21 protein-coding genes are annotated in these 19,778 nt (G+C 39.3%); 2 read left to right on the top strand and 19 right to left on the bottom strand.

The annotated features are described in order from the left end of the window. Positions 1 to 74: 74 nt before the first annotated feature. The 4 genes from secF to CR194_RS00965 form a co-directional block, all read right to left on the bottom strand. A complete protein-coding gene (gene secF, locus CR194_RS00980; protein ID WP_110607780.1) occupies positions 75 to 1,007 on the bottom strand; it encodes a protein translocase subunit SecF in 933 nt (310 codons plus the stop codon). Further along, a complete protein-coding gene (secD, locus tag CR194_RS00975; RefSeq protein ID WP_110607779.1) occupies positions 997 to 2,322 on the bottom strand; it encodes a protein translocase subunit SecD in 1,326 nt (441 codons plus the stop codon). The genes secF and secD overlap by 11 nt, the downstream gene beginning before the upstream one ends. Positions 2,323 to 2,475: 153 nt before the next feature. Further along, positions 2,476 to 2,793 (bottom strand): post-transcriptional regulator, encoded by a 318-nt coding sequence (locus tag CR194_RS00970; RefSeq protein WP_110607778.1) that lies wholly within the window; start codon positions 2,791 to 2,793, stop codon positions 2,476 to 2,478. Between the two features lie 33 nt (positions 2,794 to 2,826). Further along, complete coding sequence (locus CR194_RS00965) at positions 2,827 to 3,642, bottom strand: DUF368 domain-containing protein (protein ID WP_146035895.1); 816 nt, start codon at positions 3,640 to 3,642, stop codon at positions 2,827 to 2,829. A 153-nt stretch (positions 3,643 to 3,795) separates the two neighbouring features. On the opposite strand from CR194_RS00965, the gene spoVB reads away from it, so the two are divergent. Next, positions 3,796 to 5,349 (top strand): stage V sporulation protein B, encoded by a 1,554-nt coding sequence (gene spoVB, locus CR194_RS00960; RefSeq protein WP_110607776.1) that lies wholly within the window; start codon positions 3,796 to 3,798, stop codon positions 5,347 to 5,349. A 71-nt stretch (positions 5,350 to 5,420) separates the two neighbouring features. Here the strand turns inward: spoVB and CR194_RS00955 are convergent, their stop codons facing one another. Next, positions 5,421 to 6,080 (bottom strand): DUF421 domain-containing protein, encoded by a 660-nt coding sequence (locus tag CR194_RS00955; RefSeq protein ID WP_110607775.1) that lies wholly within the window; start codon positions 6,078 to 6,080, stop codon positions 5,421 to 5,423. A gap of 85 nt (positions 6,081 to 6,165) precedes the next feature. Continuing rightward, complete coding sequence (locus tag CR194_RS00950; protein WP_110607774.1) at positions 6,166 to 7,455, bottom strand: ArsB/NhaD family transporter; 1,290 nt, start codon at positions 7,453 to 7,455, stop codon at positions 6,166 to 6,168. A gap of 164 nt (positions 7,456 to 7,619) precedes the next feature. Between CR194_RS00950 and CR194_RS00945 the strand changes: the two genes are divergently transcribed. Continuing rightward, complete coding sequence (locus CR194_RS00945) at positions 7,620 to 8,009, top strand: TIGR04086 family membrane protein (protein WP_110607773.1); 390 nt, start codon at positions 7,620 to 7,622, stop codon at positions 8,007 to 8,009. Between the two features lie 66 nt (positions 8,010 to 8,075). Here CR194_RS00945 and yajC read toward each other — a convergent pair whose 3' ends face one another. From yajC to CR194_RS00880, 13 genes are all read right to left on the bottom strand, one after another. Beyond that, positions 8,076 to 8,339: a preprotein translocase subunit YajC gene (gene yajC / locus CR194_RS00940; protein WP_110607772.1), complete on the bottom strand. Its 264-nt coding sequence runs from the start codon at positions 8,337 to 8,339 to the stop codon at positions 8,076 to 8,078. A gap of 206 nt (positions 8,340 to 8,545) precedes the next feature. Continuing rightward, entirely contained in the window at positions 8,546 to 9,685 is a 1,140-nt protein-coding gene (gene tgt, locus CR194_RS00935; protein ID WP_110607771.1) for a tRNA guanosine(34) transglycosylase Tgt, read from the bottom strand. Between the two features lie 64 nt (positions 9,686 to 9,749). Beyond that, positions 9,750 to 10,778, bottom strand: a complete 1,029-nt coding sequence (gene queA, locus CR194_RS00930) for a tRNA preQ1(34) S-adenosylmethionine ribosyltransferase-isomerase QueA (RefSeq protein WP_110607770.1) — start codon at positions 10,776 to 10,778, stop codon at positions 9,750 to 9,752. A 19-nt stretch (positions 10,779 to 10,797) separates the two neighbouring features. Further along, positions 10,798 to 11,016 (bottom strand): DUF2905 domain-containing protein, encoded by a 219-nt coding sequence (locus CR194_RS00925; protein ID WP_199228109.1) that lies wholly within the window; start codon positions 11,014 to 11,016, stop codon positions 10,798 to 10,800. Next, a complete protein-coding gene (gene ruvB, locus CR194_RS00920; protein WP_110607769.1) occupies positions 11,013 to 12,014 on the bottom strand; it encodes a Holliday junction branch migration DNA helicase RuvB in 1,002 nt (333 codons plus the stop codon). Before ruvB ends, CR194_RS00925 begins: the two co-directional genes overlap by 4 nt. 27 nt (positions 12,015 to 12,041) lie before the next feature. Further along, positions 12,042 to 12,659, bottom strand: coding sequence for a Holliday junction branch migration protein RuvA (ruvA, locus tag CR194_RS00915; protein WP_110607768.1), 618 nt, complete (start codon positions 12,657 to 12,659; stop codon positions 12,042 to 12,044). A gap of 243 nt (positions 12,660 to 12,902) precedes the next feature. Further along, the gene (locus tag CR194_RS00910; RefSeq protein WP_233254183.1) at positions 12,903 to 13,475 is read right to left on the bottom strand and encodes a BofC C-terminal domain-containing protein; all 573 of its coding nucleotides are present in this window, start codon (positions 13,473 to 13,475) and stop codon (positions 12,903 to 12,905) included. A gap of 259 nt (positions 13,476 to 13,734) precedes the next feature. Then, entirely contained in the window at positions 13,735 to 14,550 is an 816-nt protein-coding gene (locus CR194_RS00905) for a YhcN/YlaJ family sporulation lipoprotein (protein WP_158282131.1), read from the bottom strand. A gap of 167 nt (positions 14,551 to 14,717) precedes the next feature. Then, positions 14,718 to 15,833 carry a SafA/ExsA family spore coat assembly protein gene (gene safA / locus CR194_RS20095; protein WP_158282130.1) on the bottom strand — a complete coding sequence of 372 codons (1,116 nt, stop codon included), beginning with the start codon at positions 15,831 to 15,833 and terminating at the stop codon, positions 14,718 to 14,720. A 341-nt stretch (positions 15,834 to 16,174) separates the two neighbouring features. Then, complete coding sequence (gene pheA, locus CR194_RS00895) at positions 16,175 to 17,077, bottom strand: prephenate dehydratase (RefSeq protein ID WP_110607766.1); 903 nt, start codon at positions 17,075 to 17,077, stop codon at positions 16,175 to 16,177. Positions 17,078 to 17,127: 50 nt separating this feature from the next. Continuing rightward, positions 17,128 to 17,577 (bottom strand): ACT domain-containing protein, encoded by a 450-nt coding sequence (locus tag CR194_RS00890; RefSeq protein ID WP_110607765.1) that lies wholly within the window; start codon positions 17,575 to 17,577, stop codon positions 17,128 to 17,130. A gap of 233 nt (positions 17,578 to 17,810) precedes the next feature. Next, positions 17,811 to 19,094 (bottom strand): GTPase ObgE, encoded by a 1,284-nt coding sequence (gene obgE, locus CR194_RS00885; protein ID WP_110607764.1) that lies wholly within the window; start codon positions 19,092 to 19,094, stop codon positions 17,811 to 17,813. A gap of 24 nt (positions 19,095 to 19,118) precedes the next feature. Then, entirely contained in the window at positions 19,119 to 19,679 is a 561-nt protein-coding gene (locus tag CR194_RS00880; protein ID WP_158282129.1) for a Spo0B domain-containing protein, read from the bottom strand. Positions 19,680 to 19,778 lie beyond the last annotated feature (99 nt).

The raw sequence follows: 19,778 nt of genomic DNA, 5'->3' as shown, positions 1-19,778 counted from the left end.
AGAAGCTAACTCAATATTTTTATTTTTCAGGATAGATAAAATAAAAAAGTGGCGCACAAGGCACCACTTTTTTATTATGCTTCTGGCTGTTCCGTCTGCACTTTACGTGAGCGAACCTTTTTCAACTGACGGGATTTTAGTACTAGCCATACTTGAGCGGCAATAAATAAAGAAGAATATGTCCCTGCAACTAGTCCTATGACGAGGGCGAACGAAAATGTACGTAATCCTTCACCACCAAGAATAAACAATGCCCCCGCTGCAAAGACCACGGTAAGAACAGTATTTATTGACCTAGCTAGCGTTTGTACTAAACTTTTATTTACTACACGAGCCACATCTTCAAAATCTTTCACTTTCTTCTCAAATTTCATATTCTCACGTATCCGGTCAAAGGTGACGATCGTATCATTGATCGAATAACCCACGATAGTGAGAACAGCAGCTATGAAAGGAATGTTTACTTCCATTTGAACGATACTAAATACGACTAAAATAAATAACGCATCATGGAATAATGCAACGATTGCGGATATTCCATATAGAAATTCAAAACGAACTGTCACATATAAGATAATTCCTACAGCAGCGATTAGAACTGATATAATCGCATTTTTCGCTAGTTCTTCACCAACAATTGGCGTCACCGTACTGACCGCTGGAGTATTTCCATATGCTTCTTCAAAGTGACTTTGAACCTCTAACGTTTCTTCTTGAGTTAGACCCCCTATAAAAGACGCTCGCCCTATTTCATTATTGTCCCCTGCTAAGGTGAGATCGTCAGGACTATAACCTATTTCCTCAAACTCTCCAATGACCTCATCAGCTGTTACAGTCTCATCTGCTAACACATCAATGGTCGTCCCGCTACGGAAGTCAATTCCTAAGTTTAAACCTAATGTAGCTAAAAGAATTACCCCTACAATAAGGAATATTCCAGAGATTGCGAAAAATTTATTCCGGTGTTTAACAAAATCCAACTTAGTTTCTTCGTGTTCAAAGTTCACTTATTTCACGCTCCTTCACACCGAACATTCGAGGCTTTTTATTTAAGACCCGACTGTTCACCCATAAACCGAGTAACAACCTTGCCCCGAACACTGCTGTGATAAAGCTTGTTAAAATGCTAACGATCAGCATGACAGCAAAGCCTTGTACGGCACTTGTTCCATATACATACATTACAGAAGCTGCGAGAATCGTCGTGATATTGGCATCTAATATCGTTGAAAGTGAACGGCGACTCCCTGCCCGGAAAGAACTCATTGTTGTCTTTCCAGAGCGCAATTCATCTTTAATCCGTTCAAAGGTTATAATATTGGCGTCTACAGCCATACCCACACCAAGAATTAAGGCTGCGATTCCAGGTAATGTTAATACCGCATTCATCCAATTAAATACGACAAGAACCATGTATATATAAGCAGTCAGGGTCAATACAGCGATAACACCCATGAAACGGTAATAGACAAGCATGTATCCAAAAATAAGAGCAACCCCGACTATTCCAGCGTTAATCGCCATCTCCATTGAACGTTCACCTAAAGAGGCTCCAACAGAGTTAGAATAAATTTCATCTAGTTCCACTGGCAACGCACCAGCGTTTAAAATACCAGCTAACTCTTGCGCCGATTGAACTGTGAAATTACCTGATATAACTACGTCACGAGATGGGATCGTCTCCCAAACTCTTGGATCGGAAATGATTTTTGATTCGGCTTCAGGCTTTAAAATCTCCTCTTCATACGAATCTCCTTCATCAAAATCGAGCCAAATGGCTAAGATGTTCTCACCCGTAGGTTGACGTTCGCTAATTTCTCTCGAGATTTCTTCAAATAATGTGGGATCATCTACGGTAACTTGGACAATTGGTTCATTTGTATCAGGATCGAAATTTTGTCTCGCTCCACCTTGAACAAGATCGGACCCATCCATCATCACAACATCATTTGTATCACGGAAGGACAGTCTTGCTTCTGTAGAGAGCAGTTCTCTTGCTGACTGTTGATCTGTAACTCCTGCTAACTGCACCCGGATCCTGTCCTCACCTTCAATTGTAATATTCGGCTCTGACACTCCGAGAACATCTATCCGAGCATTTAAAGCACTAACTGTATCGGTGAGCAACTCCCGATTCACTTCACTGTCACCATCAACAGGTTCAACTTCGTACAGTACTTCAAAGCCACCTTGCAAATCCAATCCCAAACTAATATCATTTGCGTGGTCTGAGACATTCATTGTAATCAATGCCCCTACAGCAATAACAATGGCAAAGAAAACAACAATAAGACTCTTTTTGACCCCTTTTCTCTTCTTCATGAACGAATGATCCTCCTTCGTAAATCCACATGACGAGACGACCCTAAACATCAACGCAGGGTCGTATTTTATATGTAAAACAAATAACTTTACAAACCAATAGTACTATTATAGCGAGATTAAAAAACCCGTGTCAATACGAGGAATGACAACTTACTGGTTTTTATCATCAAACGAGTTTAAGCGAAAGTCAATCGGGTCTTCATTGTTAAACCAACCCGGTCCTTTGTAAGCTTCTATTGTAAGACTCGTCATATAATCATTCGCTTTCAGACGGAAGAGTTCAGCAACCATCCAATGAGAACGAATCTTTTCAGGCCGCTCTTTGTTCTTTTCCAACTTAACAATGAAACATTCCCAAATATCTTTTGCAGTCGCTGTGTCATATCCTAATATGTGAAATTCCTCAACCTTGCTTTGAATCACTGGCTCCAACTTCAATCTCCAATAGCTCCATTGTTCCTTGGTCACCCGCTTCCCCTCCCATTTATTCGTTCCTTTTTATTATACGTTAGTGTTTCTTGCACCTAACAAGATCGCCGTAGCAGTACCAGCAATAAATGTGATAATACTTGGAAAGATCGCTGCCGGCCCTGCAGAAAATCCAGGATAAACAATAATGAGCGATCCAAGTAAAAGTCCGATAATAGCAGCGTATGTCATGTAGGGAAAGTGATTCAACAAATACTTGATAAATTTACTACTGACAACGAACCCTACAACGACTCCTGCCCCAATAACGGAGATGACTGCAAAATCCAATGTGGAGATAGCACTCATCGCTGTGTAATAAACACCGAACAGAATCAAAACAAGCGCTCCACTTATGCCTGGCAATAATAATGACATGCTGGCAATCCATCCAGCAACAAAAAACCAGACCCCGTTCAATAACGTAAGTTCGTGAACGACAGCGGCTGCATCAGGATTCATAAATCCAAGAAAACCAATCAATATACCAGTTACACCCAGAACACTATAGTGAGCAATAGTAAATTTCTCTTTCATGTCTGATTGTTTAAACAGTAAAGGGATCACCCCAATGATTAAACCTAAGAAAAAAAACTGTGTAGGTTGTTCATGATTAGTCAAGAGCCAAGTGATCAGTCCACCAAATGCCACAATGGCTCCCACTATCCCAATCCCAAGAGGAACAAGAAAGCCTAAAGTTTGACGCCATTTAGCGCTAAAAAAATCACTAATTGAAACAATCAATTGATCATAGATCCCCAATACTAAAGCGATTGTCCCTGCACTTACTCCAGGGATGATATTACTTACTCCCATTAAAACTCCCCTGTAAATATTTCGCCATTCCAAAACGTTCCACTTCTCCTTTATTTCATCCATTTTCTCTATTTCTATTGCCCATATTTAATTTAATTTTGAAATTTTGTCATGCTTGGCCACTTATACAGCATATACATCTTTAGCGAAAAAATCTATGATTTTTCAAAGAAAGTAGGGGCCTAAATGACGAAACAAACTTTTCTAAAAGGTGCTGCGATTCTCATTATAGCCGGATTCATTACGAGAATACTAGGCTTCATCAATAAAATCGTCGTAGCAAGAATCATGGGAGCAGAAGGTGTCGGGCTCTATATGATGGCCGTTCCTACGCTTTTATTAGTAATAACTTTAACCCAACTCGGGTTACCTGTGGCCATTTCCAAGCTTGTTGCTGAAGCTGATGCAGAAGGTGACCGAACACGCATTAAACGTATACTAATCGTGTCCATGACGATCACAGGTTTACTCAGCATCATTTTCACTACCTTAATGGTGTTATTTGCTCCTATCGTCTCAGCTACTTTTTTAACAGATGGACGTGCCTTTTATCCTCTCATTGCCATATCACCCATTGTTCCCATCGTCGCTTTATCCTCTGTGATCAGAGGATATTTCCAAGGGTTGCAAAACATGAAACCAACTGCTTATTCCCAAGTGATTGAACAATTAGTCCGGATTACTTTTGTTGCAGCGTTAACGTCGATGTTTCTCCCTTACGGAATTGAGTACGCTGCCGCAGGCGCAATGGCCTCTGTTGTTCTTGGGGAACTAGCTTCACTAGTCTTTATGGTGACCATGTTCAAACGAAGAAAAACTTTTCGGATTCGCAAGCAATTTGTCAATCATGTGAAAGAGGGGAAAAGGACCTTTAACGACTTAATGACCATCGCTCTTCCAACGACCGGCAGTCGCCTCATCGGTTCTTTATCATTTTTCTTCGAACCGATTGTGGTGGCTCAAAGTCTCGCAGTCGCAGGCGTAGCTACAGTAATGGCTACTACTCAATATGGTGAACTTGCGGGATATGTCATTCCCATGCTACTACTACCTACGTTTATTACTTATTCTTTATCAGTATCTCTTGTTCCTGCTATAAGTGAGGCTGCAATCGTAAAAAATTATCAGATGATTCATCACCGGCTTGGTCAGGCCCTTCGATTTGCCCTTTTATCGGGCGGTGGTGCAGTAGTCATTTTATATGTATTTGCAATTCCAATTATGGAGCTGGTATATAACGCCCCTACGGTCGCTAGCTACTTGAAGATCATGGCCCCGTTTAGTCTAATGCTCTATTTACAAGGCCCTCTCCAAGCCACACTTCAAGCCTTGAATTTAGCAAAAGCTGCTATGATCAATAGTATGATCGGAGCCATTGTCAAAACAGCTGCCATTTTCATTTTAGCATCGAGACCTGAATTAGGCATTATGGGGGCCGCTCTAGCCATTGTCATCGGCTTTATCCTTGTGACTCTTTTACATTTTGCAACACTTGTGAAGACAATCAGTTTCACCATTCATATAAGGGATTTTATTAAAATCATTGTCGCCATGTTTGTAAGCGGCTTCGTAGGAACTGCAGTGTGGAATTCTCTGAGTTCTGACTATCCCCTATTATGGCAGACTCTAATTAGTATCTTGTTTACAACAATTGTTTATTGCATCCTTGTTCTTGCCATGAAACTGGTCTATGCGAACGAGCTAAAGAGATTACCTTTCTTTCGCAAATGGTTTAGTTAGTCAAAACTAATGTTACTGTTTGATTATAAAATTCGACTCGAACAAAAAACTGGGGGAAATCCCCCAGTTTTTTAGTCGTCTTTTAAATCTACAAACAAAGTTTGATCCCTATTAAGGGAACAAAATGATATTTTCTTTACTTCCATGTACCCTAATTTCCTTAGTTCTGCCCTTAACCATCGTTCATCTTGTCCTATATCATTTAAATGATCTCTCTGAATTTTCCCGTCTAAAATCAGTGGTAAAGGCAAAAAAGATGGTTTTCCACTTATAGCCGGATCAGAGTCTTTACGAATGACAGATAAATCACCTGATGGTTCTAGAATAGCAAATTCTACATCAGACATATACTGGACATCCTTTTGTCTCAATTGAAGCATCAGATCATCAAAATTATACCGTTGTTTACTCATTTCTTTCTCATCAATCTTCCCTTGGCGAATAATTACTGATGGCTTTCCGTCAATTAATTTTCTCAGCTCCTGACTTTTCAAAGATATGTAAGCAAGTGAGATTTGAATAGTCATTAACAGAAACATAGGAACAAGCTGATGAGAGATTGGTACTTGAACATTTTCAACAGTCATGACAGCTAACTCTGCAATCATCAGAGAAATGACAAAGTCTACAATAGACAGCTGGCCAATTTCTCGTTTTCCCATTAATCGAAAAACAACTAAAATGACAAAATAAATAACCAATGTTCGAATACTGATTGTATATAATTCCATGGTTAACTCCCTCAATGTCAAGTGTCTGTTTAGTTTTACCAATATTACCTTAGTCATTCTTGACAGTATGGAGTGGAGTTAGCCATTAATGGAAATTAATTAAGTAACGAAAGTACAAATAAAAACTAGAAATAATAAATGATATCAATGCAGTAGGAACGCCGACTTTAAGAAAATCAACATACGTAAAAGGCTGCTTTGCTTTCATTGCAAGACCTGCAACAATGACATTTGAGCTTGCTCCTATGATCGTACCATTCCCACCTAAACAAGCCCCTAAAGCTAGAGCCCACCATAATGGATCCAGATTAGTCATGCCGTATTCCTGAAACTCTAAAATCACCGGAATCATTGCCGCTACAAACGGAATATTATCCACAAACCCTGAGATAATTCCTGAAGTCCAGAGGATAAGCAGGGAAGTTTTTGGGACGTCTCCTTCCGTGTAATAAATAATTGATTTTGCAATTTCATCAATAAGTCCTACTTCCTTAAGACCTCCTACTAGCATAAATAACCCAACGAAAAAGAAAATCGTTACCCATTCTATCGTTTGAAATACTTCCTCTGTTGCATCATGATCATTTGTAAGCAACATTAATAGAACTGCTCCCGCCATAGCAATACTCGTTAATTCTACATGTAACAGGGGCTGGAGAACGAAACCTAACGTAGTTAAGATCAAAACAGTGCAGGACTTAAATAACAATGATTTTCTCGTTAAGTACCGAGAAGGATTTACTTTCATCAGGTTTATTCTTTCATGATCTTCAACTCTCAACCTTTTACGATACAGCATCGAGACTCCCGTGATAACAATGACATAAATGAAAATAACAACTGGTCCTAAATGAATTAAAAAAGCATTGAAATTCAAATGGGACACCGCTTGACCAATCATTAAATTAGGCGGATCCCCAATAAGCGTAGCTGTTCCTCCTATATTAGAAGCGAGAATAACTGAGAGCAAATAAGGGATGGCCGTAATTTTAAGCATGTTCGTTAGCGTAAGTACTATCGGTACAATTAGCAAGACTGTTGTAACATTATTCAACATCGCTGATCCAACAGCGGTCAATGTAGATATCACAATCAATAGTGGAATAGGCCTTCCTTTGACCAATTTAGCTAAAGAAATGGCAATGTATTCAAACAATCCACTTTTACTTGTAATCGATACAAGAATCATCATTGATAAAAGCAATACGATTGTATGCCAATCGATGTGACGAAGAAAGGCATTATCTAAATTCAATACGCCGGTTAACAACATTAGTGTTCCACCGAGACAGGCGACTAGTGCCCGATTGATTTTTTCCGTGATAATCAACACATAACTCACAACGAAAATAACCAGTGCTAACATCCATTCCATTCTACGATGCCCCTCCCCGTTTCATCGATACATTGTATGAAAAAAGGTGGACAATCATGTCTCAGAAATAGGGAGATTTAGATTCGTTTCTTTTAAGAAAGCTCGTCTATTTCTTCTATTCATAGAATAGATATAAATAAATGAAACAGAAAGGGGGATTAGAGATGGCATCACATCGGTTAATAAGCAGTGTGTTATACGGAGTTTTGACTATATTTATTCTAGTTATCGCAGCCAGTTTCCTTAGTTCACTCGTTCTTCGATTTACAAATGTAACAGAAGCAACATTTCTGTGGATTCTCATTGGATTTTCGTTCGTAGCTCTGTTTATAGGAGGATTTATTTCTGGTGGGCGTTCTGGAGAAAAAGGTTGGTTTGCTGGCACTCTTACCGCTCTTTTGTATTCACTTGTTGTTTTTTTGACTCAATACTTAAGTTTTAATCAAGGATTTGATATGCAACAAATTCTCATGCATGGAGGTTATTTATTAGCTGCTATTCTAGGAGGGATGGTTGGAGTAAACGTTAGAGGGGATTCCTTAAGAGAAAGTTAACGATGATCTTCTCTATCAGGACAAAGGCTTGCTGTCATAATGACAGCAAGCCTTTGAGCATGGTTATTAGTCTTGATTGATGACCTCACGAATTGCTTGACGGTCGAACGTTAACTTGTTGCTTCCGTCCACATCAATGACGATACGGTTCTCATCAATAGCGTCAATTGTCCCGTGAAGACCGCCTATTGTAATTACTTTATCTCCTTTTTGAAGGGAGGAATGCATCTGTTGAACTTTCTTTTGACGTTTTTGTTGCGGACGAATCAAAAGGAAGTAGAAGATTGCAAACATAAGTAGTAGCGGTATTAAAGCTCCAAATAAATCCATTCATTTCACCCCTTTCAGTGATCAACACTGTTGCCCTCACCATTTATCAACGTTGCTTAATAGCCATTTATTAAACAACCCTTTTATTGGAAAAAGCATGTTTATTCATTCGTTTTCCTCGAATGGCACAAAATAACTCTCCCGTACTATTGTAGACAAACTTCTCTTTAAAAATCAATGGAAATCAATCTAAAACTCGTTTTTCATTAAAAGTTTTTAGCGTTGGGCTTATTGAACCCATATGCCTCAAAAAATTCTTCTCTGAAATCCAGTAATCGATCTTCCCGAATTGCTTGCCTAACATTTTCCATTAACGTCAATAAGAAATACAAATTATGGTATGAACACAGTCTGAGTCCTAGTGTTTCATTACATTTAATGAGATGACGAATATAAGCTCTTGAGTAGTTTTTACAAACGTTACAATCACAATTTTCATCCAATGGTTTGAAATCTCTGGCGTACTTAGCATTCCGAACAACAAGACGTCCTGAGCTTGTCATGATTGTTCCATTACGAGCAATTCGAGTTGGTAATACACAATCAAACATATCCACTCCGCGAATCGCGCCATCAATCAATGAGTCTGCAGAGCCCACTCCCATAAGATAGCGGGGCTTGTCATGAGGAAGTAGCGGAGTCGTATAATCGAGTACCTTATTCATCACGTCTTTTGGTTCCCCTACCGACAACCCACCAATGGCATAACCTGGAAAGTCTAAGGAGACTAGATCTTTTGCACTTTGACGGCGCAAGTCTTCATACTCTCCACCTTGAATGATTCCAAACAAACCTTGATCATTCTTACGACTATGTGCTTCAAGACACCTTTCAGCCCAGCGACTCGTTCTCTCCACAGAAGCTTTCATATACTTATGTTCTGCAGGGTAAGGTGGACATTCATCAAAAGCCATCATGATATCAGGTCCCAATGCATTTTGAACTTGCATAGACTTTTCAGGAGTTAAGAATAACTTTTCTCCGCTTAAATGATTGCGAAAATGCACTCCTTCTTCAGTGATATTACGAAGATCACTGAGACTGAACACTTGGAATCCCCCTGAATCCGTTAAAATCGGTCGGTCCCAGTTCATAAATTTGTGCAGACCACCAGCTTCTTCGATGATGTCTTCTCCAGGCCGAAGCCAAAGGTGATAAGTATTACTTAAAATGATTTGGGCATTCATGCTTTTTAAATCCTCTGGACTCATAGTCTTAACTGTAGCTAATGTCCCAACAGGCATGAAAATAGGTGTTTCAAAGGAACCGTGGGGCGTGTGGACGATGCCGAGCCTGGCTCCTGATTGCTTACAAGTCTTGATATGTTCATACGAAATGGCCGTCATTTTCTCATCCTTCTTTCATTACATTTCCTTAAATTTCTCCCCGCTCATTTAATGGTACAACCCGTTAAATGAGCAGCATCGCATCTCCAAAACTAAAAAATCGATATTTCTTGCTTACAGCTTCTTTGTATGCTGAAAGAATCGCTTCTTTACCAGCGAAAGCGCTGACCAACATGACAAGTGTTGATTTAGGTAAATGAAAATTCGTTAATAGACCATCGATGGCTCGGAACGTGTACCCTGGATAAATAAATATATCCGTCCATCCACTAGCAGATACAAATTGCCCGTGGTGATCTCGGGCAATAGTTTCTAATGTTCGCGCAGACGTGGTTCCGACAGCAACAATGCGCCCTCCTTGTCTCTTCGTTTCATTCAACAATTTGGCCGTTATTTCATCAAGCTGATAATATTCTGAATGCATGGTATGTTCTTGAACATTTTCAACGGCCACAGGACGGAATGTCCCAAGCCCTACATGCAACGTCACATAAGCCAATCGAATCCCTCTGTTTGTTACCTCTTTAAGCATGTCTTCAGTGAAATGAAGACCTGCTGTAGGAGCTGCTGCAGAACCACGATGCTCTGCGTAAACGGTTTGATAACGATCTTTCTCCTCAAGTTGTTCTTGAATATAAGGGGGTAACGGCATTTCACCTAATTGGTCAAGAATCTCATGAAAAATTCCGCTGAATGAAAACTTAATTTTCCTGCGACCTTCAGCTAGCTCTTCTTCACATACGCCTGTGAGCAAACCTTCTCCAAAATCTATTTCTGTTCCAACCTTTATTCGTTTTGCAGGTTTAACTAAAGCTTCCCAAGTATGATTTCCATTTTCTTTTAATAACAATAATTCAATTTTTGCTCCGGTTTCTTTTTTCATACCGAAGAGACGGGCTGGGATCACTTTTGTGTTATTCAGAACTAACGTGTCTCCTGACTTTAAATATTCAAGCAAGGCAGGAAATTGTTTGTGCTGGATTTCTCCTGAGTGTCTGTCCATCACTAATAATTTCGACGAATCTCTGTTCTTCAAAGGAGTTTGCGCGATTAATTCTTCTGGTAACTCATAATCAAATTGTGATACATCCATTTACCTTTTCCTTTCTTTGTTAACGAAATCGACCGACTAAATAAAAAATAACAGATAAAACAATACTAATGACAATGGAAGTCATAAGAGGAAAATAAAAAGTTGAGTTTTCCCGCCTTATCAAAATATCTCCCGGTAATCTTCCTAGAGAGAGAAATCTACCACCCACTTGCCAAACCAAACCTGCAATAATCAGGATCACGCCTAATGAGATAAGCAGCTTAGGAATCTGACTCAACGTTTAGGCACCTCCATATTAAAATGTTCATACACTAGCGGAGTGACCATTCTTCCTCTTGGGGTCCGCTGAAGAAACCCAATTTGAAGCAGATAAGGTTCATAAACATCCTCAATTGTGTGCGATTCTTCCCCGATTGTTGCAGCGATCGTATCTAATCCTACCGGACCTCCACGAAATTTATCAATGATATTCCTCAACAACGTATGATCTATATGATCAAGTCCAAGTTGATCTACCTGCAAAAGGTTCAAAGCTTCTTTTGTAATCGATAAATCAATTGTGCCATCTCCTCTGACTTGAGCAAAGTCCCTCACTCTTCGCAAAATCCGATTAGCAATTCGCGGCGTCCCCCGCGATCGCCTTGAAATTTCTTCAGCAGCCTTCTTTTCTGCTGATATTTCCATCACATCTGCTGTTCGTTCTACAATTTCTTGCAGTTCATCATGTGTATAATATTCTAACCGACTGACTACTCCAAATCGATCTCTTAACGGCGCCGATAACATCCCTGCTCTCGTTGTTGCGCCCACTAAGGTGAACGGAGGAAGGTCAAGTCGGACAGATCTTGCCGAAGGACCTTTCCCTATGACAATATCAAGAAAATAATCTTCCATAGCTGGGTATAATACTTCTTCCACTGATCGGTTTAAGCGGTGAATTTCATCAATAAACAATACATCACCAGGTTCTAAACCACTTAAAACAGCTGCCAAATCTCCTGGACGTTCGATCGCAGGTCCTGATGTCGTTCTTAAATTCACACCCATCTCATTGGCAATAATCATGGATAATGTCGTCTTACCAAGTCCAGGAGGACCATATAATAACACATGATCCAAACATTCTTCTCTCATTTTTGCCGCTTGAATAAAGACAGTGAGATTTTCTTTGACCGCCTTTTGTCCAATATATTGTGACAGAGTTTGTGGACGAAGACTTCTCTCTTCCCACTCTTCATGGCTCTGTGATTCTCCACTAACAATACGTTCGTCCATGGTATCTTCCTCCGATAATCTCACATTCTAGGCCCTGTTAAGCATTTCTTTGAGAGCTAATTTAATATATTGATCCGTCGTTAATTCGTCTTTTCTTAAGGTAGGAAGGACCTTCTTTATTTCTCGTTCAACGTAACCAAGAGCTTTCAAAGCTTCCACAGCCTCTTCTAATTCGCCATTTTCAGAAGGATGCTGAGGCAAAAGTGTTGTTGAATTTGTTGGAACTTGAATTAAGTTCGGCACGAGTTCTTGAACTTTACCTTTTAAATCAAGGATCATTTGACGAGCAGTCTTTTTACCTACACCAGGAAACTTAACTAAAAACTTTTCATCCTCATTCTCAATAGCTTCAACGACAAGTTGCGGTTGCTCTGAAGCAACAATAGCTAACGCCCCTTTAGGCCCGATTCCTGATACTTGAAGTAATTTTTCGAATAAACGTCTTTCTTCTCGATATAGAAACCCATACAGCCGAATGGCATCTTCCCGAACATGTTGATATGTATAAACAGTTACAGTTTCGTTTAACCACTCTTCATATCGATATGGGTTCCCACAATACACAAGATAACCTACTTGGTGAACATCTATAACAATCGTTTCAGGTTCAATATTTATCACAGTTCCTTTTAAACATTCAATCAAAGTCTTTCCCCCGCTCACTAATTTACTTATACGAACACATATTTCTATTTTATCATAGTTCAAAGTGTTTTTGATTATGAATCAATTTCATTCTTTCTTTATCTCTGCGAATGGCAACATACAAAATTCGATATTAGGATGGTAGTCCCTTTTGTTGGTTTTAAAGCCTTGTATTACTTGATGATTGAATCGGCATAATTAACAGAAAAAAAGCCGCCATTTGGCAGCTATTCACTCAAAAACCTACAATCCATTAATGGCATACTTTTGATAAATTTTCAATACCTCTAAATATTCATCCTTCGTAGAAACAGGTATACCTTCTAGTAATGACTCGTGCAAATGACTCTTTAATTGTTTCGTATTAATTTGAAAAAAAGACTGAATAACCTCGTTTTCCGTTGGTTTGCCATTGTATATGCTTAATGTGCCATCATCTTCAATCCCAAAATATCCGTGCATTTTCATTAACGGGGAAATATCATTAATCTCTTTTCGAAAAACAATTTGATCCTTGTTTTGATCTACCAATTCCCATTCATCATAATATGACCAAAAGTCTTCCATCGACCAAATCGTTTCCTCTAGCTCTTCTTCACTCATTTCTCCATCTAAGTACTGCCTCTGCAATAATACTTCTACTTCATGGGGCTGATCAGATACCAGTGATTCAGATGCAGATACTTTCATTTTCCCAATTAAAACTGGACTTGTAAACATGATTAAGAAAATAATGAGAGTACATGCACACAACGTCATCCTCTTATAAGAAAGTAACTGTGGCTTTAATTTATTACTTTGCATTTCATTTATCACGGCTGTCGCCTCCTATAGTAAATGAATGGACTCACGACATTCATAATTAGGTTAGCCAAGGAAGAGGGAAATCATTCCTTTTGTTGACAATTTTGAAGTTATTTTCTATCCTCCATACAGTCGACTAATATTTATATAAAATTATGTATTCGTTTTCTTCAAAATAATACTCTGTAAAAATGTGCTAGTTAACATCCGAAAATTAGAAAAAGCAGCACCATTAATGGCACTGCTCCTAACCTAATTCCAATGAAATGAGCTACCTGCTTCTTTCAAATGGTCTTTGTAAAGCATCTCCTAAATCATCCAACATCTCATTGAATGTTGCCCCAACTTCTTCAAATGGTGCTCCATCGCGAAGCTGATTTTCCATTCCATTGATTCGATCCATACCTGATTGATCCGTTACGATATGAACTTGCTTATTGTCGTCTAGTTTAGAGGCAAGTGAGCGAACTTTACGTTCAACTCGATCTTCATTTCCGCTTGCGTCTATACCAATAACAACGTCGTCTCCATTAATCAGCACGTCACAATCACGAACTCCATCAATGTTTTCAATTCGATTCTCAAGTTTTCGGGCAGTTTGTCCATCCTTACTGTCATAATAACCTGTTACGTTACTCCCTTGCTTGTTACCGGTATTTGACGTTCCTCTGAACATGCCATCGCCCATACCCCTGTTAAGATTATTATCTGTCTGATTACGATTAGAAGCACGCAATCGTCCATTTAATAACCCATTTTCGTCAACCATTCCTTGTCTGTCATTCCCAGTGATCCCTCTTGTGAACCCTCTAGGCCTTCCTTGACCTGTTTGATAACCAGTCATTCGGTCGCGCCCAGCTTGGTTCCGATTACCATAGCGTTCTGTTTCTCTTCCCATCATCCCACGCTGACCATAATTAGAACTACCCATGCCTGTTCCATCTATACGGTCATTGCCATAGCCTGTTTGATCACGTTGTTGATATGAATAACCTTGACCTTCTGTATTATTAGGCTCCATATCCCCACACGCAACACCTGAAAGTAATATTGTTACTACTGATAAACCTAATGCAATTTTTTTCATTAATCCTCCTCCTTTCAACATTAGGGTGATCGAAAAAGGATTAAATAATGCTGTTAAATAACGGAAAACTCCACTGTTTTTTGATCAACAGTGGAGCTTTATATAAGGCATTATATAAAGAAACAAATGGGAATAACTCCTTAGCTAAAAAAATGATTTGATCGAGATTAATCTTTTTCTTCTTTTTTATTGTTAGGCTTGGATTGATAATACTCTTGCGTCATAGGATATGTCCATGGCATCATGCCGTAAAATGCGTCGTGATGACTTTGTACGGCCAGGTTCTGAGCTTCATGCAGCCTTGCCTGGTTCATTGTTAGATCGCCAAATTGGTTGTGATCAGTTTGCTCATCAAGAGCATTCAAGTTGTCTTCTTCACTACGTTCATACTTGCTCTCTTCATCATTGCTTCTCTGGTTAGAACTTACTGGATAACCTAGTGGATAGGTCCTATTACCACCTTGAGAAAATTGTGGCATATGATTAACATAGTGTTGTTGAGGATAAGCCATGTGGTTCATGGGCATTAAAGGCTGATGATGGTGATGAGCCATCGGGACATATCCCTTTTGACAATAGCAAGGTTGCATAACTGGCATATGTGCCTGTGGATACATATGACCTGGTTGCATGTGCATATAAGGATACGCACACAGTGCAGCCATTGACAAACACCCTTCACTTACATGGCCCTGATATTTTGGGAATTCTGGCTGCATTGGCTTCTTTTGAACCGGCATAGGAGCAGGCATTTTTTTCGAAGGTAATTTCTCAACAGGTTTTGGCTTTGCCATAGCCTTTGGCTTTGGCTTAGGTGCTGGTTTAGGTGGGGCCTTTGGTGCTTCTTTCGGTTGTTCTTTGACCTCTTTCACAGGTGGTTTAGGAGCTTTTGGTGCTGGCGGTGGTGTTGGCATCTTAGGATAACTTGGCTGTTTATAAACATTTACATTCACCTTAGCCTGTTGCACATGATATGAAGGTTTAGGTTGTGGCGGCGGAACAGGCGCAGGGGCCGGCACTTCCTTCTTTACTTCTTTTTTCACAGGCATCTTTGGTTTCGGCGCTTCTTTTACTGGAGTTTCCTTCTTGATCGGATATTCTTTCTTAACGACTTCTTTTTTCTTCACTCCCCCTGAAGAGGGAATATTAATCTTCATTCCCGGCATAATTAAATCAGGATTAGCTAATTGTGTATTAGCCGACTTTAATTTTTCGAAATCTACACCGTATTTTTTTGATAACTTCCAAAGAGTGTCTCCTTTTTGGACAATATGAATTTTCACTTTGTGGATCCCTCCCATACAATATCACTTTATCTTATGCACTTTTGGGCGAACTGTCACAAATATATAAAACGCTGTTCTTCACAAAAATATATGTAAGAGTAATCTAATTCATTCTTCTTTCATTAAGAGAGCAACCACATTTTAGCCAAAATGAAAAAAGCACCTATGCAAGATGCTTTTTTCACAGTTAACTTTAAATTTATTTTTCTTGAACCTCAGTTAAACAATCATGTGATTTTCTGAAATGTATTGCGGAGTTGCACGTCACCCAGCACACGTCAGAACGGCTATTAATTCCACACGTATTTATTCTCAAAGTGTGTAGTTTCAAAAATAATTTAAGTAGTTTCTTCTTCGACTACTTCTAATTTGGGATCTGTTAACTCCTCCCAAGAGAAGCAAGGATAGCTTCCTAGCACTTGGACTCCACAACCTAAGGCTTTCAATTCTTCACAAACTGCCGGAACTAAAATATCATCTTTTTTCATGGCCACATCAATAATAAAGAAATAATTCCCCAGACCTGTTTTGGTTGGACGAGACTCTATTTTAGACAAATTAATTTTTCTCCAGGCAAAGGCTGAGAGCACTTGATGCAGAGCACCAGAATAGTCTGAAGACAAAGTAATCATCATAGTCGTTTTATAGTCAGTTGAAGGTGTTATTACTTTGTTTTCAAAAGATGCGTCACTATTTGTCAAAAGTAAAAACCTGGTTCTGTTGTTTTCATAATCGTTGATTTTTTTCTGAGCTATTTCAAGTCCATACGCTTCTGCTGCAATATCATTGGCGATGGCCGCAGCGTTCTCTGATTCATTTTCTTGAATATGCTTAGCCGCAGCAGCCGTTGAATTCACGTATGAAATTTCCGCATCAGGCAGATATTTACGTAGAAAATGGTGACACTGGGCAATAGCATGAGGATGCGAATAGACCGTTTCTACTTGATCCCAAGATGAAATTCTAGAAGGTGGAACAAGCAAGTGTTGTTCAATTGGTGCAACAATTTCAGCCGACATATTCATGCGCTGATGGTGAATGAAATAATCTAACGTGATGTTAACTGATCCTTCAATAGCATTTTCCATTGGTACAACTGCTTTATTTACAAGTCCTTCTTTTACAGCATCCATCGTATCTGGTATAGAACGAAACGGAACACGCTCATCTTTCGGGACAAGTGCTTTCGCTGCCGCTTCTGTAAATGATCCTTTAGGACCTAGGTATCCTACTTTCTCCACGTCCCTTTCACTCCTTCATATAGACTAAACTCGCATGACTTATCTTATGATTAGGCACCAGAACCAATAAGCTCAACTTTCACTACCGAATCCATGCTTTCTATTTTATTTAATAATACGGTGACATCTGAATTCATTGCTGCTGTTTCAATCGTCAATGTAATCGTTGCTCTCCCTTGAAGTGGGATTGTCTGATTAATCGTTAAGACGTTAGCACCTGTTTGAGCAACCATAGACAGAAGCTTAGATAAAGTACCTGATTGATCCTCTAAATGAATTGATAATGTAATAATTTTCTCTTTAACCATCGTATGAAATGGAAAAATCCCATCTTTATATTTATAGAAAGCACTGCGGCTGAGATCCACTTTTTGAACCACTTCATTAATTTTGTATGCTTTCCCACTATCAAGAAGTTTTTTAGCCTCAACTGTTTTCAACATTGCGTCAGGTAACATATCCTCCCTGACCAAATAAAACTGATCTGTTCTTTTTTTCAATACTTTCACCACCTGATAATCAACCTATTTCATCATTATAAAGATCGTACTCGAAATTGACAACTTTGTTTTTTATTTTTTTCTGAATTTTCGAACCTATCAATAAACCAAGTTCTTGAAAAATGTCCATGACGGTCCTTTTTATGAGTTGTTCAGAATCAAAACGCCAAGAGGATCAACCTATGATATCTAAAAAATAGTCCAGAACAGATATCTGTTCTGGACTGAACGGTTTACTCAATAAATTCAAATTCGTAATTTAATATACGGACCGTATCACCGTGCTCTGCACCTAAATCACGCAATGCTTGATCGATACCCATCCTACGCATCTTCCTTGAGAAACGTTGAACCGAATCATGGCGGTTGAAATCCGTCATCTTAAAGAGTGTTTCAATTTCATGCCCTTCGATTGTATATCCACCATCATCGTCTTTGTGTACTTTAAATGGATCTTCCTTCTTCGTATACTTATAAATAACACGTTGATCCAACTCTTCTTCCTCGTATAGAGGAAATTCAGGAGTAGAATCCACTTTATCAGCCACACTACGCAACAATCCTGTTAACCCATGCTTCGTTACAGCGGATATTGGGTGAATTTCAACCTCTTCTCCTACCTTTTCTCTGAAAGTAGCGAGGTTCTCTTCCGCTCCTGGCAAATCCATTTTGTTCGCAACGACTACTTGTGGCCGTTCCGTTAATCGTAAATTATATTGTTTTAACTCTTCGTTAATCGTTTCATAATCTTCGTAAGGGTCTCTTCCTTCAATCCCACTCATATCAATAACGTGAACAATGACTCTCGTTCGTTCAATATGACGTAAAAATTGATGTCCTAAGCCAACTCCTGAATGAGCTCCTTCAATCAACCCTGGTAAGTCAGCCATGACGAAGCTTCTATGGTCTTCTGTTTCAACCATCCCTAAATTCGGAGCCAAAGTCGTAAAGTGATAATCGGCAATTTTAGGTTTCGCTGCTGAAACAATAGAAAGAAGCGTTGATTTCCCCACACTCGGAAAGCCTACAAGACCTACATCTGCAAGAAGCTTTAATTCCAACACAAGATCTTTATCTTGACCTGGCTCCCCATTTTCAGCGATCTCTGGAGCAGGGTTCGAAGGAGTAGCAAATCGGGAGTTCCCTCTTCCGCCACGCCCTCCACGTACGACTGTCGCTCTTTGACCGTGCTCTGTTAAGTCAGCAACAATCTCACCTGTTTCTTCAACAGTAACCGTAGTGCCAGGTGGAACCTTGACTACCATAGCATCTCTGCTTTTTCCGTGTTGATTTTTAGGTCGGCCATTTTCTCCACGAGGAGCTTTAAAATGGCGCTGATATCGGAAGTCCATCAACGTTCTTAGACCTTCTTCTACTTCAAATACCACATCTGCCCCTTTCCCACCGTCTCCGCCAGCGGGACCGCCATCTGGAATATACTTCTCACGACGATAAGCGACGACTCCGTTTCCTCCGTCACCAGCTTTTACATATATCTTTACTTTATCTACAAACATGTTCTTCACTCCATTCATCCATTGCTAGGTCATCGTTATATGCTCATCTTCAATATCAGCAACGAATTTCACATAGCATTCGGATTCATTCCATTCTATTTGATCAATATGGTTTCCATATCGGCGTTCTATACGCTTTATATTTTCAATCCATTCCTTATTTATTCGGAGCGACCCTTGAAAATCAATCTCCACTGTGATGCTTTCAATATCATTCATCATTAATACCGCTTGTTGCTCTTCTCCATATTTCGTAGACAGATCTAGTATTTTCATGAACTCCCTAAAAAACGAAAGAAGCAATTCTTCCCAATTCGACCAGTCTTTCGATTCTGATATGACTTCGAAGTTCAACGAAAAAGAATGGCCATTCCAATTAAACGTAAGAATTTCTTCTGCTAGTTGATTCATATTTAAATTTGATAAATGGCTTTCATTTTTTGCCTGATTTACGATATCATCAATTAAGGTTTCTACTTTTTCAGTTCGTCCCATTGCAATATACCCATTAATCAACTGCATATGATTCAGCCAATCATGACGATAATGACGCAAAGCATTTAGGACGTCCCATTCTTTTGCCATATTAACACTCCTAGAAAACAAACAGCACGACAAATTCATTCTGCATTCATTAGCATATTTTTACGTTCAATTAATCATAACCTTTATCATATCATAACT

Source organism: Salipaludibacillus keqinensis, assembly GCF_003226325.1.
Taxonomy (GTDB): Bacteria; Bacillota; Bacilli; order Bacillales; family Salisediminibacteriaceae; genus Salipaludibacillus; species Salipaludibacillus keqinensis.
The sequence above is the reverse complement of the archived record's forward strand: the minus strand, read 5'-3'. Positions and strand labels throughout refer to the sequence as shown.

What these genes read in the sequence shown, in the direction of transcription:
- secD (WP_110607779.1), bottom strand. Translation starts at nt 2,322, where the DNA reads ATGAAGAAGAGAAAAGGGGTCAAAAAGAGTCTTATTGTTGTTTTCTTT.
- spoVB (WP_110607776.1), top strand. Translation starts at nt 3,796, where the DNA reads ATGACGAAACAAACTTTTCTAAAAGGTGCTGCGATTCTCATTATAGCC.
- CR194_RS00955 (WP_110607775.1), bottom strand. Translation starts at nt 6,080, where the DNA reads ATGGAATTATATACAATCAGTATTCGAACATTGGTTATTTATTTTGTC.
- CR194_RS00950 (WP_110607774.1), bottom strand. Translation starts at nt 7,455, where the DNA reads ATGGAATGGATGTTAGCACTGGTTATTTTCGTTGTGAGTTATGTGTTG.
- CR194_RS00945 (WP_110607773.1), top strand. Translation starts at nt 7,620, where the DNA reads ATGGCATCACATCGGTTAATAAGCAGTGTGTTATACGGAGTTTTGACT.
- yajC (WP_110607772.1), bottom strand. Translation starts at nt 8,339, where the DNA reads ATGGATTTATTTGGAGCTTTAATACCGCTACTACTTATGTTTGCAATC.
- tgt (WP_110607771.1), bottom strand. Translation starts at nt 9,685, where the DNA reads ATGACGGCCATTTCGTATGAACATATCAAGACTTGTAAGCAATCAGGA.
- queA (WP_110607770.1), bottom strand. Translation starts at nt 10,778, where the DNA reads ATGGATGTATCACAATTTGATTATGAGTTACCAGAAGAATTAATCGCG.
- ruvB (WP_110607769.1), bottom strand. Translation starts at nt 12,014, where the DNA reads ATGGACGAACGTATTGTTAGTGGAGAATCACAGAGCCATGAAGAGTGG.
- CR194_RS00905 (WP_158282131.1), bottom strand. Translation starts at nt 14,550, where the DNA reads ATGAAAAAAATTGCATTAGGTTTATCAGTAGTAACAATATTACTTTCA.
- obgE (WP_110607764.1), bottom strand. Translation starts at nt 19,094, where the DNA reads ATGTTTGTAGATAAAGTAAAGATATATGTAAAAGCTGGTGACGGAGGA.
- CR194_RS00880 (WP_158282129.1), bottom strand. Translation starts at nt 19,679, where the DNA reads ATGGCAAAAGAATGGGACGTCCTAAATGCTTTGCGTCATTATCGTCAT.